We start from the raw sequence: 14,529 nt of genomic DNA on the forward strand, positions 1-14,529 counted from the left end.
ATCCCCTTCATTTCCCGCCGGAGCCTGCCCACGGCATGAATGAGACCAGCCCTCTCCAGCTACTGCGTGTTTCGACACCGACCCAGTCGCGCCTGTCCTTTTGCGATGCCACGCCTCGCGACCTCAAGCGTTGGATTGCCAACCTGCCCAAGGCCAACATCGGCGAAACCGCCCGCCTGTTGTATCAGGCGCTCGGCGAGCTGAACCAGCTGCTCACCCCCAGCGACAATCGCCTGCAACTGCTCGAACTGCTGCGGCCCGAGGTTTATTACGTTTGCAAGCACCTGGAGCGACACTTCCTGCAGCAGGCCATTGTGCTGGACGACCGCTCGCGCAAGATCGTCAACCTGTGCCAGGCCCTGCAAACCCATCTGGCGATGGGTTACAAGCAAATAGTCGTACGCCTCTCACCCAAGTTCAGCAAGGATCGGGCGCGCCTGCTCGGCACCGCAGTGCAACGGGCGCTACATGCCCTCGACGGCAACCTGTTGCGCGCCAGCCAGCTGTACAGCCCGGTACCCGAGGGGCTTTGGCTTGATTTGCACCAGCTGTACCGGATCGCCTGCCAGCACAAGCTGCAGCACCTGAGCGTCAGCGATGAGCTGGCCAGCCAGGTTCATCAGTTGAGCGCCGAGCAGACCTACGTCGTCGCCCTGCTGCTAGGCGCCTCGCGCAGCAATCAGTTGCGCCAGAGCCAGATCGCGCGACTGGCCGAGGTCCTGGAATCGTGGAGCCAGTGGGTCAAGCTGGACCCGCTCGCCAGCGCCGCCACCAGCCTTTTCGCCGTCGCACCGCAACTGGATGTCGGACCGCGGTATCGCTCCAAATTTCGCGCCGAGCAGCAACCTGGCCTGCTGGGTTTCGAACTTGAACCGTTGGTACGCGCGATCACCGCCCATCTGGCGCAGCCTGTCGAATCATCGCTGCCAGTGCCCGCCGGCATGAGTGCCGACACCCTGCACCACCTGCAAGCCGCCTGGGGCGAGGCCGCCGAGCGCAGCTTCCAGCGCACCGAGGGCAACGGAACACTGACGTTGTGCGTGGGCATGAGCGCGCTGCACTACTACCTTGGAGGGGAGCGCTCCTTCAGCGAAATCCTAAAGAATCCAGCGACACGCAAGGCCCGGTTCGAGCCCTCGACGACCAGGAAAAACGACACTTGGAGCCAGGCCTTCGACGCCGCACCAGCCGGTGACAGCGAGCTGCTGCCCTACGAAGAAATCGAGTACCCGGTCAATCCGGCAGATGACGACAGTACCAGCTCCGACAATCAGCATCACTTTCCAACTTACGACCTGCCAATCATCAACCACAGCCCGGGCGGTTACTGCCTTGGCTGGCCGAAAGAGGTGCCGGAACAATTGCAGGCCGGGGAGATGATCGGCATTCGTGACGCCAACGATCAGACCTGGAGCATCGCCGTGGTGCGCTGGATCCGCCAGGTACGCAATGGCGCCATGCAGATGGGCATCGAGCTGGTCGCGCCCCACGCCCAGCCTTGCGGCCTGCAACTGCTCCGCGAACAGAGCGACCAGGGACATTACCTGCGGGGATTGCTACTGCCGGAAATCAGCGCGATCGACCTGCCGCCCACCATGATCGCTCCGCGCCTACCCTTCCAAGAGGGCCAACAGGTATTGATCAATGCCAACGGACAGGAAAGGCGGGCCTCGCTGGACCGGCGCGTGACCAGCACCCACAGCTTCAATCAGTTTGCTTATCACCCTGAAGACTCAGGCACTGGTGAGGATGGCAGTGACAAGGAAGGCGATTTTGATTCGCTGTGGAAGTCACTCTAAAAAACGACTGATCCCGCGGCGAGGGAGCTTGCTCCCTCGCCACAAGAGCGTATGCCCTGGAAAATGATGCAGGGTTCAAACCTGCCCGTCACGATCCCTGAAGCCCAGCAGATACAACACCCCATCCAACCCCAAGGTTGAAATCGCCTGCCTGGCCGACTGCTTGACCAGCGGCTTGGCCCGGAACGCCACGCCGAGGCCGGCGATGGCCAGCATCGGCAGATCGTTGGCTCCGTCACCTACGGCGATGGTCTGCTCCAGGCGCAGGCCTTCCTTGGCGGCCAGTTCCCGCAGCAGATCCGCCTTGCGCTGGGCATCGACGATCGGCTCGACCGCCACGCCGGTCACCTTGCCGTCCACCACTTCCAGCTCGTTGGCGAACACGTAGTCGATACCGAGCTTGGCCTGCAACTGCTTGGCGAAATACGTGAAGCCGCCCGACAGAATCGCGGTCTTGTAGCCCAGGCGCTTGAGTTCGGCGAACAGGGTTTCGGCTCCCTCGGTCAGGCGCAGGGAAGCGCCGATGGAATCCAGCACGCTCACATCCAGGCCTTGCAGCAGCGCCAGGCGCTCCTTGAAGCTGGCCCGGAAATCCAGCTCGCCGGCCATGGCCCGCTCGGTGATGGCCGACACCTTGTCGCCGACGCCGGCAGCCTTGGCCAACTCGTCGATCACTTCGGCTTCGATCAGCGTCGAGTCCATGTCGAACACCGCCAGGCGGCGGTTACGGCGAAACAGCGAATCTTCCTGGAACGCGATGTCGACGTTCAGCTCCTGGGCCACGCTGAGGAATTCAGCACGCAACGCCTGGGGATCGGCAGGTTCGCCGCGCACGGAAAACTCGATGCAGCCCTTGCCTTGGTCGGCCGGGGTATCGAGCGGCATGCGCCCGGACAGCCGGTCGATGTGGTCGATGTTCAGGCCATATTTCGCCGTGATCGAACTGACGCGCTGCAATTGCTCGGCGGTGACTTTGCGAGTCAACAGCGTCACGATGTGCCGTTTTTTGCCCTGCCCGGCTACCCAGTTTTGGTAATCGGCTTCCGATACCGGGGTGAAACGCACCTGCTGGTCAAGCTTGTAGGCGGTAAACAGGATGTCCTTGAGCACCGACTTGCCCTGCTCGGTATCCGGGATTTCAACCAGGATGCCGAACGACAGCGTGTCGTGGATCACCGCCTGACCAATGTCGAGAATGTTCACACCACCCTGGGCCAGAACGCCGGTAATGGCCGCAGTCAGACCCGGACGGTCGCTGCCAGTGATGTTTATCAGGACGATTTCGCGCAAGGCGCACCCCCGCAGGTGGAAAAAAAACCGCATTCTACCCACATTCAGTGACCATCGGGCACCGCCAGTGCTTTGCCGGTCATGGGGCTATCGCTATACTGCGCGTCAATTTCACGGACAAAGAGCCGAGCTCAGTGAACCGGCCCACGCCAGTCAAAACCGACAATTTCTTTCTGCTGATCTTCCGTGCACTGCGCCATCGCCGCGTGCCGATTGCATTACGCATTGCCAGCCATAACGTGATCCTGGTCGCCCTGGCCCTGGTCATCTATGCCTGCGTGATGGGTTTGCAGTTCAAGCAGGCCATGCACGAGCAGGCGGATGCCCTGGGCGAAAGCCTGACCACCCAGACCGCCACGTCCGCCACCGAGTTGCTGGTGTCCAACGACATCCTCAGCCTCAACGTGCTGCTCAACAACCTGACCAAGAACAAACTGGTCGCCCACGCCGCCATCTACAGCGTGGACAACCGCATCCTGGCGGAGGCCGGCCAGCGTCCCAAGCCGGGCTTGCTGGGTGAAACCGGTGGCATGTACCAGAGCAAGATCACGTTCCAGGACGTGACCGCCGGGCAATTGCGCATCAGCCTGGACATGGATCAGTTCCAGCAGCCGATGACCATCAGCCTGCAGAGCATGGGCATTCTCAGCGCGATATTGTTGGCACTGGCACTGGCCTTGAGCCTGCGCCTGGGACGGCATATCTCTACGCCGCTGCTGCAATTGCGCGTCTGGCTGCGGGACATCGATGAACACACACCCGCGACCCAGCGCCAGGACGAAATTGGCGACCTGGCCCGGCAACTCCACGCCAGTTTCGCGCCGGAGCCTGAGCCCGTGCCGGAGCCCGAAGACGTCGACTACGTCGATGAGGACGATGCCGAGCCGGGATTTGAAGTGCGCAACCTGCGCGACCCTGGCTTTGACGAAAGTGCGCCGATGCCTGCTTCCCGCCCTGTGCCGCGTCATGTGGTGCGTACGGTTGAAGACGATGAAGACGACGATGCCTTCGCCGACTTGCGAGACGAAACGGTCGCCGGCGCGCCTCAACCGATCGCCCGCCCTGTCGCCTCGAACCTGCCACAGCACAGCGCCGTACTAGCCGTTCAACTGGGCGCCCAGGATCAATTGCGACGCCTGCCCCAGGCCCGCCTGAAGGAACTGCTCGAACGTTATCGCGACTGCCTCGACCAGGCGGCATCGCTTTATCAGGGCGAACTGCACACCCTGAACGACGGCAGCACACTGATGCTGTTCCACACCGAGGACAGCGGCGACGACTACCTGACCAATGCCATCTGCTGCGGTGAATTGTTGCGGGCATTGGGTCATCAGTTGCAGATCGAGGTTGCCGACAGTGGCATCACCCTGCAGTTGCAACTAGGCCTGACCCTCGGCGACAGCCTGTTCGGCCTGAGCCAGATCGACTTGCTGTTGACCGAAACAGCCCAGGACGCACTGGCCCTCTCCCAACACAGCCGCAACCTGCTGCTGGTGGAGCGCAAGATCAACGACGACGCCCTGATCCGCCAGCGCGCGCGTATCCGCCCCATCGCCAGCCCCGAAGGCGCCTGCTGTGTAGAGCGATTGATGGAGCCTTATCCATCGATGCTGGAGCGGCAACTGGCGCGAATGCATGAGCGCCAGGCCTGAGCCTCGGCATCTGAAATAACGAAGCCCGCGGACGAGTGATCGTCCGCGGGCTTTTTATATAAACGACAAAGCCCGCATCAATGCTGGCTTTGTGCTGTATCCGGTCCGGCTATCAGAACCTGAACACTTCCATGTCCGTACGAATCGGCAAGGCCATGGGAATCTTGTCCTTTTCCTTTTCTACCGGTTTTGCTGGGGCGGGAGCAGCCTTGCGTGGGACCTCTGCGATAGGCGGCTGGTTGGCCAGCGGCTTGAGCGACACGGACAACTGCTCGGCCAGGCGCTGCAAGAGCACGCCTTGTGCCTGGACCTGCGCAGCAGTGGAGCCCACGTGCGGTTCTTGCAGATGAACAATGCGGTTTTCGCGAACCTTGCCGCGACGGTCGATCAGTCGCCACTGGGCATCGAGGACCGCTGGCTGGGATTCGCCTGAGTCCAGCCGGGTAATCGACAGCAGGACCTGAACATCTGGGGAGAATCCCTGGGTGGCGGGGGCCAGCACTACGCGCTGACTGTCCAAATGGCCCGCAATCTGGCGCAGCAACAACTGATCGATGTCGGAAGACAAGCTGCCAGCCCAGCGTCCGTCCGTGGCGGCCTGCAGGCTGCCGTCTGGCTGGCGTTGCAACAGGGTTTCACGCTGAAGGTAATCGGCAATCAGCACCGGGCCGAGCAATACGGCCATGCCCGCGCTTTGCGCAGGCATGGCCGGAGTACCGCTGTCCAGTTGGTACAGCGACACCGGTTGATTGATGCTGCAGCCCGCCAGGCCAAGCAGGCCGGCGAGCCAAAAAATAGGAAGGCGCAGAGCAGTCATCGTCTCGTCCAGGTGGCGGCCACAAGGCTTACCACAGTGAAAAATACTCGGTCATTATGAAGAACGCTCGGCCACGCCGGCGCTTGAAAGGGCCTATCATCCGTGAATATGCGTCCCGACTCCAGCGCCAAAGTACCGATCTGCGGGTTTTAATCGCAGACCGAGCCCTCTAGTACGCTTAATTGAGGTTTTCGACGAGCAGCGCATCCACCCGCTGAAAACCCCTCGGAAGCTTGTTGCCCCGCCGACCGCGTTCACCCTTGTAATGCTCAAGATCGTCCGCCTTCAAAGATAGCGTCCGCTTTCCTGCCTGAAGCACAAGCGTGGCACCCTCGGGAATCACTGCAATATCCGTGACATATTCCTCGCGACTCGCCACCCGTTCGCCGGAAATACCGATAATCTTGTTGCCTTTGCCTTTCCCCAGCTGTGGCAGGTCGCTGATCTTGAACACCAGCAACCGCCCCTCGGTCGTCACCGAGGCCAGCCAATTGTTCTCGCGGTCGCAGACCAGACGCGGCGCAATGACCTTGGCGTTGTTCGGCAGGCTCAACAGCGCCTTGCCCGCCTTGTTCTTGGCTTGCAGGTCCTCACCCTTGACGACGAACCCGTAACCGGCGTCCGACGCGATAACGTATAGCCCGTCATCATCAGGCATCAGCACGCATTCAAAAGTTGCACCCGGCGGTGGAGTTAATCGTCCGGTAAGCGGTTCGCCCTGGCCGCGAGCCGAAGGCAAGGTATGGGCCGGCACCGAATAACTGCGCCCGGTTGAATCGATGAACACCGCAAACTGGTTTGAGCGCCCAGGCGCCAAGGCCTTGAAACCATCTCCAGCCTTGTAGGAAAGCCCGGCAGCGTCAATATCGTGCCCCTTGGCGGAGCGCACCCAACCTTTTTCCGACAGCACAACCGTCACTTTCTCGTTCGGCAACAGATCATGTTCGGTCAGTGCCTTGGCTTCGGCGCGCTCGACGATAGGCGAGCGGCGGTCGTCACCGTAGGTTTCGGCGTCCTTGAGCAGTTCGGTGCGTACCAGTTTCTTGAGCTTGGCTTCGCTGCCCAGCAGGGCTTGCAGCTTGGCCTGTTCCTTGAGCAATTCATCCTGCTCGGCCCGCAGCTTCATTTCTTCCAGGCGCGCCAACTGCCGCAGTCGGGTATCGAGAATGTAGTCGGCCTGGATTTCGCTCAGGGCGAAACGCTCGATCAGGCTGGCCTTGGGGTGCTCCTCGGTACGGATAATGTGGATCACTTCATCCAGGTTGAGGTAGGCAATCAGCAAACCATCCAACAGGTGCAAGCGGCGCTCGACTTTGTCCAGGCGAAATTGCAAGCGCCGGCGCACGGTCTTGACCCGGAATTCCAGCCATTCCACCAGCAATGCCCGCAGGTTTTTCAGCTGTGGCTTGCCGTCCAGGCCGATGATGTTGATGTTGACCCGGTAGCTGGACTCCAGGTCAGTGCTGGCGAACAGGTGCTGCATCAGCGCGTCGTGGTCGACCCGGCTATTGACCGGAATAATCACCAGGCGACACGGGTTCTCGTGGTCGGACTCGTCACGCAGGTCAGCAACTTGCGGCGCCTTCGATGGCTTCGCCTGCATCATCGCGGCAATCTGCTCCATCACCTTGGCCCCGGAAACCTGATGGGGCAGCGACGTGACAATGATGTCGCCGTCTTCGATGTGATAAACAGCACGCATGCGCACCGAACCACGGCCGGTCTCGTAGATTTTCAGCAGATCGGCGCGGGGAGTGATGATTTCCGCTTCGGTCGGGTAGTCCGGGCCTTGGATATGCTCGCAGAGCTGCTCCACGGTGGCTTTTGGCTCGTCCAACAGGCGCACGCAGGCCGTGGCCACCTCCCGCAGGTTGTGCGGCGGCACATCGGTGGCCATGCCCACGGCGATGCCAGTCGTGCCATTGAGAAGGATATTCGGCAAACGTGCCGGCAAAACCAAGGGTTCGTCGAGGGTTCCGTCGAAGTTCGGCCCCCAATCCGCGGTGCCCTGGCCCAGTTCGCTGAGCAGCACCTCGGAATAGCGCGACAGCCGCGCCTCGGTATAACGCATGGCCGCGAAGGACTTGGGATCGTCCGGCGCACCCCAGTTACCCTGCCCGTCCACCAACGTGTAGCGATAGCTGAACGGCTGGGCCATCAGCACCATGGCTTCGTAGCAAGCCGAATCGCCGTGGGGGTGGAATTTACCGAGCACGTCACCGACGGTCCGCGCCGACTTCTTGTGCTTGGAGTCAGCGTCCAGCCCCAACTCGCTCATGGCGTAGATGATCCGTCGCTGAACCGGCTTGAGACCGTCGCCGATGTGCGGCAAGGCGCGGTCCATGATCACGTACATGGAGTAATTGAGGTAGGCATTTTCGGTGAAGTCAGCCAGCGACCGGCGTTCTACGCCGTCTAAGCTGTCTGCAAGAATGTCGCTCATGCGGGCCTCATCAGTTCGTTGTCTGGCGCAACAGCATGGTGCCGTCGCGCTGGGTAAATTCAAGTTTGTTCAGGGCGCTCATGCCCAGTAGCACCTGCGTGCCACCCAGGCCTGGCGCCACCAGGGCGCGGACATCGCGCAAGACGATGTCACCCAATTGCAGCCGGTCGATGCGGGTGCGATAACCTTCGCTCAATCCGTTGGCGGTGCTCAATGTCACGCCAAAACCTTTTTCCAGCTTCAGCCGCTCGGCCAGTTCCTGCGGGACCGCCACATCGGTGGCCCCGGTGTCGAGCATGAAATCCACCGGCTGGCCGTTGATCTGGCCGCTGGCGACAAAATGCCCCTGTTTATTGCCGACCAGCTTCACCTCGATAAATCCTTCGCCCTTTTGCGAATACACCTCGGTGTTGGGATTGTGCTCGCGCTGCTCCCACTGGGCGAAAAACCGCGTCGCCAGAAACAGCGCCGCGCACCAAGCCACGATCATCAGCACCCGGCCGGCGCGCTTGCCCGGCGGTTGCTGGCTCATGGCGTGGCGCTCCAGCCACCCGTCGGCGCGGCAAAACGCCAGACGATCGGCCGCGTTTCGCCGTCGGCGCGCTTGCCATTATTGTTATCCAGGCCGATCCACACGCCACCTGCGTCCACTACCAGCGCTTCGGCCAGGCCGAAGGGCTGTGGATAAAGACGCTCACCCTTCAGCGCCTCGGCGGCGAATGACCAGCAGCGCTCGACCTTGGCGGTCTGCGGGTCACGCCGGCAGACCTGATAGGCGTTTCGCTCCAGGGTAAACAGCTTGCCGTCGAACAATGACAGATCGGCGAAATCCCGCGACACCGCCTTCGGCTTGGAAAACTGCTCGGGCTGCATTTGCTTTCCCGCTTCGCTCAGCAACACACAATTGCCATCGCAATCCCATACTGTCTGCTGACGCTTGATCAATAACAGCCCCCGACGCTCGCGTTCGGCCGCCAGCCATAGCTGGTCGCCGGCGGGGCTCACGGCCAGGCCTTCTAACAGCGCGTTGAAATGCAATAGCATACCGCTGCCCCGGGCCTGACGGATCAAGGTCGGGGCGATTTTCAGCCAGGACGCCGCCCCGGTTGGCGGAACGAGCAGCACGGCGGCATGGGACTCGCTGACCACGTAGCGATTGCCAGCGTTGTCGCAGCTGATGCCTTCGAAATCCAGCTCGCCACCGCGCAGAAACGACGCCGCCCACGTCCGCGAGCTCAAGCCCAAGGGCAAACCGCTGTCCGGCACCTGCGGCACTTCGATAGCCACCGCTTCAGCCTGCCAAACCGACGCATCGTCGGGTTTGAGGCGGTAGATTTGGTCATCGTCGCGATCGGACACGGTCCACATCTCGCTGCCGCACAGCGCAAGCCCGGACAGGTTGCCGCCGCGCAGGCCATCGACGGCGTGCTCGGACAGCAGCTTCAATTCCGGCACGGGCCCTGCAACTACCACCCCCGTCCACAGCAAAAGCGCCAGGGCGAACCCGTTGCGCATCAGGCCAGGACCTCGGCCAGGTCCCCTTTGGATTCGAGCCAGGATTTGCGATCGCCGGCGCGTTTCTTCGCCAGCAACATATCCATCATTTCCGAGGTCGCCTCGAAATCATCCAAGGTCAACTGCACCAGACGGCGGGTGTTCGGGTCCATGGTGGTTTCACGCAGCTGCGGCGGGTTCATCTCGCCCAGGCCCTTGAATCGGGTGACCTGCGGTTTGCCACGTTTCTTCTCGGCCACCAGGCGATCGAGGATGCCGTCGCGCTCGGCTTCGTCCAAGGCGTAGTAGATTTCCTTGCCCAGGTCGATGCGATACAGCGGAGGCATCGCCACATAGACATGACCGGCGTCCACCAGCGGACGGAAGTGCTGGACGAACAACGCACACAGCAAAGTGGCGATGTGCAGGCCGTCGGAGTCGGCGTCGGCGAGGATACAGATCTTGCCGTAGCGCAACTGGCTCATGTCTGCGGCGCCCGGATCGACACCGATGGCCACCGCGATGTTATGCACTTCCTGGCTGGCCAGCACTTCGCTGCCGTCCACTTCCCAGGTGTTGAGGATCTTGCCCCGCAGCGGCAGAATCGCCTGGAACTCCTTGTCCCGCGCCTGCTTGGCCGAACCGCCGGCGGAGTCACCTTCCACCAGGAACAGCTCGGAACGCATCGGGTCCTGCCCGGCGCAATCGGCGAGCTTGCCCGGCAACGCCGGCCCTTGGGTGATGCGCTTGCGCTCGACCTTCTTGCTGGCCTTGAGACGACGGCCGGCGTTGTTGATCGCCAGCTCCGCCAGGGCCAGGCCGGTCTCAGGGTTGGCGTTGAGCCACAGGCTGAACGCATCCTTGACCACGCCGGAGACAAACGCCGCCGCCTCGCGGGACGACAGGCGTTCCTTGGTCTGGCCGGAAAATTGCGGTTCCTGCATCTTCATCGACAGGACAAAGGCGATGCGTTCCCAGACGTCTTCCGGCGCCAGCTTCACACCGCGGGGCAGCAGGTTGCGGAACTCGCAGAATTCGCGCATGGCGTCGAGCAGGCCTTGGCGCAGCCCGTTGACATGAGTACCGCCCTGAGCCGTAGGGATCAGGTTGACGTAGCTTTCCTGGACGCTTTCGCCGCCTTCGGGCAGCCACAGCAGCGCCCAATCCACCGCTTCCTTGTTACCGGCCAGGCTGCCGCAGAACGGCTCGTTGGGCAGACGCTCGAAACCGTTGACCGCGTCCATCAGGTAGGAGCGCAGGCCGTCTTCGTAATGCCATTCGACTTTCTCGCCGGTGGCCTTGTCCTCGAAACTGACCAACAGCCCCGGGCACAACACGGCCTTGGCCTTGAGCACGTGCTTGAGGCGGCTGACGGAAAACTTCGGCGAATCGAAATACTTCGGGTCCGGGGCGAAATACACACTGGTCCCGGTGTTGCGCTTGCCGACGGTGCCGACCACTTCCAGCTCGGTGGCCTTGTAGCCGTCGGCGAACGTCATCTGGTATTCATTGCCGTCACGCTTGACCCGCACCCGCACCTGGGTCGACAACGCGTTGACCACGGAAATACCCACCCCGTGCAGACCGCCGGAGAACTGGTAGTTCTTGTTGGAAAACTTGCCGCCGGCGTGGAGCTTGGTGAGGATCAGCTCGACGCCCGACACGCCTTCTTCAGGGTGAATGTCCACCGGCATGCCGCGACCGTCGTCGCTGACTTCCAGGGAGTGATCGGCATGCAGGATGACCTGCACCGACTTCGCATGCCCGGCCAAGGCTTCGTCGACGCTGTTGTCGATGACTTCCTGGGCGAGGTGGTTCGGCCGACTGGTGTCGGTGTACATGCCGGGGCGCTTGCGCACCGGGTCGAGGCCCGAGAGGACTTCGATGGCGTCTGCGTTATAAGAGCTAGCGCTGGGAGTGGCCATGGGGTCTCGTCGTCAGTGTTCAATGAAAAAGGGGCGATGGCTCACAGCGACGTGAAGTCGATCGCCTGGTACAAATCGGCGCCAATACCGGCAAAACTCAACAGTGCCGGCAACTGCTGGGCAAAGCCTTGGAAACTGTGGTCGCCGCCGGCCTGGATGCGCAAGGCACAGGCGCGGTAATACTGCTGGGCGTGGCGATAATCCAGCGTTTCGTCACCGGTTTGCAACCATACCTGAAACCGCTGCGGATCCCGGGGCGCCGGCACTTCCAGCTCGGCCAGGGCCGTCACGTGGTCGTGGGTCAATTTCCAGGTTTCGTCGGTGTATAAATTCTTCTGCGTGCCCAGGTAGCCGTCGAACATCCGATGCGGGCTCACGGCAGGATTGACCAACAGGGCCTTGAGGCCGTGGCGTTCGGCCAAGTGAGTCGCATAGTAGCCGCCGAGCGAGCTGCCGACCAGCAGCGGGCGCCCCAGTTCTGTAATCGCCTGCTCCAGCTGACCGATGGCCTGGCGGGGGTGGTGGTGCAAGGCGGGCACCTGCAGTTGGTCGCTGAGGCCCAGGCGTGCCATCACTTGCGTCAACTGGCTGGCCTTGGTTGACGCTGGGGCGCTGTTGAAGCCGTGGATATAAAGGATCGAACCCGACATTGCCGACTCCCTGGGTGTTGGGCAAAGGCCGGAGTTTACAGGGAGTTTGACGTGGTTTGGGGATGATATGACTGGCATTGGGATAAACACGAAACCCTGTGGCGAGGGGATTTATCCCCGCTGGGCGCCCTCAGGGCCGGCGTATCTCTTACGGACCGGGTACATATCCATTGCTGCGGTAACGGCGGCTTATGGTTTCGCCCTTACGGCGAGTCACTTTCGAAAGGCACGAAAGTAACCAAAGTGCCTTTGCCCCACCACTCGGCACCTCGCCTAGGCTCGGTGTGCCCTCACTCCGGCATTGCTCCGTGGGCCCGCCGCGAAGGACCATCCATGGTCCAGCGCGGCTATCCCGGCATCCATGCCGGGATGCCCACTGCGCAATACCTGCGTTCGGCCAGCGTGGTTAATGGGGCGCCGAGATCAACGTCCACCGCGAGGCGGCCTTATAGCCGACCTGGTTTTAGTGGGATTGCGTTTCTCCTGTGAGAGCGAGCGTTCTCGCTACTGTGCGCGGTGTGCGGTGTGGTCAGGGTTTTATATTGACGTCGTCCAGCATCCGATTCGCCAACAAAGCGCCCAGCTCGATCAGTTGCTGAATGCCAAGGGCAACATGGCGTCGCGAGCCTTTCAGGTCGAAGGCTAGGTCGCTGACCATCGCATCGGCTGAAGCCAGGGTTTCGCTGAGGTTGGCCAGCAGGCTTTCGGTGTCGACGCCGTCCACTACAGTGAACAGTTGGCCTGTGGGCTGTTTCTTTTTGGCTTGAGGTTTGGGGTCAAGATAGTGGTCGATGGCGCGTTTGGCGGCTTCATCGAGTTCTTGGGGATCGGTTTCAGGGGGATTGGGTGTGGCTTTGAACATGATGCAGCTCCTCTAACGTAGTGGAACCGCCATCTCCCGTTTCCAGGCGAGAGGGTGGCAGCTATGCGCGGGCTGGAAAAACCGGAGTGAAGGAGCAAAACCCGGCAGACTCGAAAGTCTCCCGCGCACAGCCGCCATAACGCAGAACTGCACACGCAAAAAAGCGATGCAGTATCTCATGTGACGCGCTGTTGCACCCTCACTTATCGGGTTTCCAGGCCCGGCCGCTGAATTTGCAGCGACAGGAAAAGACTAACGACAACCCTTCCCACCCGGCAACCGCCAGAACTCGTCGGAAAAGTCAGCTTGAATCAGAAAGCATGTCCGAGCATTCCTACAAAGCATGATCGGCTATCAGCCATCCCAAACAGCCTCACTGAAGGAACACGCCCTCCCCCAAACCAGGTCGGCTCTAAGGCCGCCTCGAGGTGGACGTTGATCTCGGCGCCCCGTTAACCACGATGGCCGAACGCAGGCATTGTGGAGTGGGTATCCCGGCATGGATGCCGGGATAGCCGCGCTGGGCCATGGATGGCCCTTCGCGGCGGGCCCACGGAGCAATGCCGGAGTGAGGGCATGCCGAGCCTAAGCGAGGCACCGAGTGGTGGGGCAAAGGCACTTTGGTTACTTTCGTGCCTTTCGAAAGTGACCCGCTGTAAAAGCGGAACCATGAGTGGCCGCTACCGCAGCAATGGATATGTACCCGTAACCATAAGCAGCCGTTACCGCAGCAACGGATATGTACACAAAAACTCAGTAGCCGTTGGCCCCATAATCCGGGATGAAAGCAAACCCAACCACCCGCTCAACCCCCGTCTCCAACCGCCCATCAGGCAAAAGCCGCAACCACCGATACCCCGGCGCCTGCGAGCCCACCGCGAAATCCTCACTCCCCGGCTCAAACTGAATACACGTCGAAGGCGAAGCCAACAACCGAACCCCCTCGCGCACCCGGTCGATCTCCTGATGCACATGCCCCCACAACACCGCCCGCACCTGCGGAAACCGATCCAACACCGCAAACAACGCCTCAGGATTACGCAACCCGATCGGCTCCATCCAAGCACAGCCAATCGAAACAGGATGATGATGCAGGCACACCAGATGATGCCGCTCCGGCGCCTCGCTCAGCGCATTGGCCAACAGAATCAACTGCTCCTCGGCCAAAAACCCCGGCACCGAACCTGGCACGGCCGAATCGAGCATCGTCACCCGCCAATTGCCAATGTCCACCACCGGATCGAGCAACGTGCTCTTGACCGCCGCCTCAAGCATCACCCGTGGCTCATCATGGTTGCCCGGAATCCACCGCGCCGGCGCATCGATTCGCGCAGTCAGCTGCCGAAACGCCGCGTAGGACTCCAGCGTACCGTCCTGGGACAAATCACCAGTGGCAAGCATCAAGTCGATGTCCGGCTGCTGCCTGAGCACCAGGTCGACGACCTCGCGCAGGCTGTCGCGGGTATTCATGCCCAGCAACGAGGCATTAGCCTCGGCGAACAAATGGCTGTCGGACAGTTGGACCAGCAGCGCCGCATCGGCATTGGTCAAGCTGGATACGCTCGGCAAATCGCTCTCTCCCAGGCGCAATCACGCC

11 protein-coding genes are annotated in these 14,529 nt (G+C 61.5%); 2 read left to right on the forward strand and 9 right to left on the reverse strand.

Annotated elements, in window-relative coordinates:
* The first annotated feature begins 35 nt into the window (after positions 1–35).
* Entirely contained in the window at positions 36–1,799 is a 1,764-nt protein-coding gene (locus tag J3P82_RS23360; protein WP_434558899.1) for a molecular chaperone, read from the forward strand.
* Positions 1,800–1,874: 75 nt separating this feature from the next.
* Here J3P82_RS23360 and serB read toward each other — a convergent pair whose 3' ends face one another.
* Entirely contained in the window at positions 1,875–3,089 is a 1,215-nt protein-coding gene (serB, locus tag J3P82_RS23365; protein ID WP_186638451.1) for a phosphoserine phosphatase SerB, read from the reverse strand.
* A 134-nt stretch (positions 3,090–3,223) separates the two neighbouring features.
* On the opposite strand from serB, the gene J3P82_RS23370 reads away from it, so the two are divergent.
* Positions 3,224–4,741: an AhpA/YtjB family protein gene (locus J3P82_RS23370; protein WP_434558901.1), complete on the forward strand. Its 1,518-nt coding sequence runs from the start codon at positions 3,224–3,226 to the stop codon at positions 4,739–4,741.
* A 112-nt stretch (positions 4,742–4,853) separates the two neighbouring features.
* Here the strand turns inward: J3P82_RS23370 and J3P82_RS23375 are convergent, their stop codons facing one another.
* The 8 genes from J3P82_RS23375 to cpdA form a co-directional block, all read right to left on the reverse strand.
* Complete coding sequence (locus J3P82_RS23375; RefSeq protein ID WP_434558903.1) at positions 4,854–5,558, reverse strand: PqiC family protein; 705 nt, start codon at positions 5,556–5,558, stop codon at positions 4,854–4,856.
* A gap of 178 nt (positions 5,559–5,736) precedes the next feature.
* On the reverse strand, positions 5,737–8,001 hold the full coding sequence (gene parC, locus J3P82_RS23380) for a DNA topoisomerase IV subunit A (RefSeq protein ID WP_434558905.1): 2,265 nt from the start codon (positions 7,999–8,001) through the stop codon (positions 5,737–5,739).
* A 10-nt stretch (positions 8,002–8,011) separates the two neighbouring features.
* Positions 8,012–8,533: a retropepsin-like aspartic protease family protein gene (locus J3P82_RS23385; protein ID WP_186645264.1), complete on the reverse strand. Its 522-nt coding sequence runs from the start codon at positions 8,531–8,533 to the stop codon at positions 8,012–8,014.
* Complete coding sequence (locus tag J3P82_RS23390) at positions 8,530–9,516, reverse strand: esterase-like activity of phytase family protein (RefSeq protein ID WP_434558907.1); 987 nt, start codon at positions 9,514–9,516, stop codon at positions 8,530–8,532. The genes J3P82_RS23385 and J3P82_RS23390 overlap by 4 nt, the downstream gene beginning before the upstream one ends.
* The gene (parE, locus tag J3P82_RS23395) at positions 9,516–11,420 is read right to left on the reverse strand and encodes a DNA topoisomerase IV subunit B (RefSeq protein WP_434558909.1); all 1,905 of its coding nucleotides are present in this window, start codon (positions 11,418–11,420) and stop codon (positions 9,516–9,518) included. Before parE ends, J3P82_RS23390 begins: the two co-directional genes overlap by 1 nt.
* A gap of 41 nt (positions 11,421–11,461) precedes the next feature.
* Positions 11,462–12,070: a YqiA/YcfP family alpha/beta fold hydrolase gene (locus J3P82_RS23400; protein WP_434558911.1), complete on the reverse strand. Its 609-nt coding sequence runs from the start codon at positions 12,068–12,070 to the stop codon at positions 11,462–11,464.
* Between the two features lie 529 nt (positions 12,071–12,599).
* Positions 12,600–12,932, reverse strand: coding sequence for a DUF6124 family protein (locus J3P82_RS23405; RefSeq protein WP_434558913.1), 333 nt, complete (start codon positions 12,930–12,932; stop codon positions 12,600–12,602).
* 753 nt (positions 12,933–13,685) lie between these two features.
* Positions 13,686–14,501 (reverse strand): 3',5'-cyclic-AMP phosphodiesterase, encoded by an 816-nt coding sequence (gene cpdA / locus J3P82_RS23410; protein WP_434558915.1) that lies wholly within the window; start codon positions 14,499–14,501, stop codon positions 13,686–13,688.
* Between the last annotated feature and the right edge of the window lie 28 nt (positions 14,502–14,529).

It is taken from the genome of Pseudomonas sp. Z4-20, from assembly GCF_051131955.1.
In the GTDB taxonomy this organism is placed as follows: domain Bacteria; phylum Pseudomonadota; class Gammaproteobacteria; order Pseudomonadales; family Pseudomonadaceae; genus Aquipseudomonas; species Aquipseudomonas marvdashtae.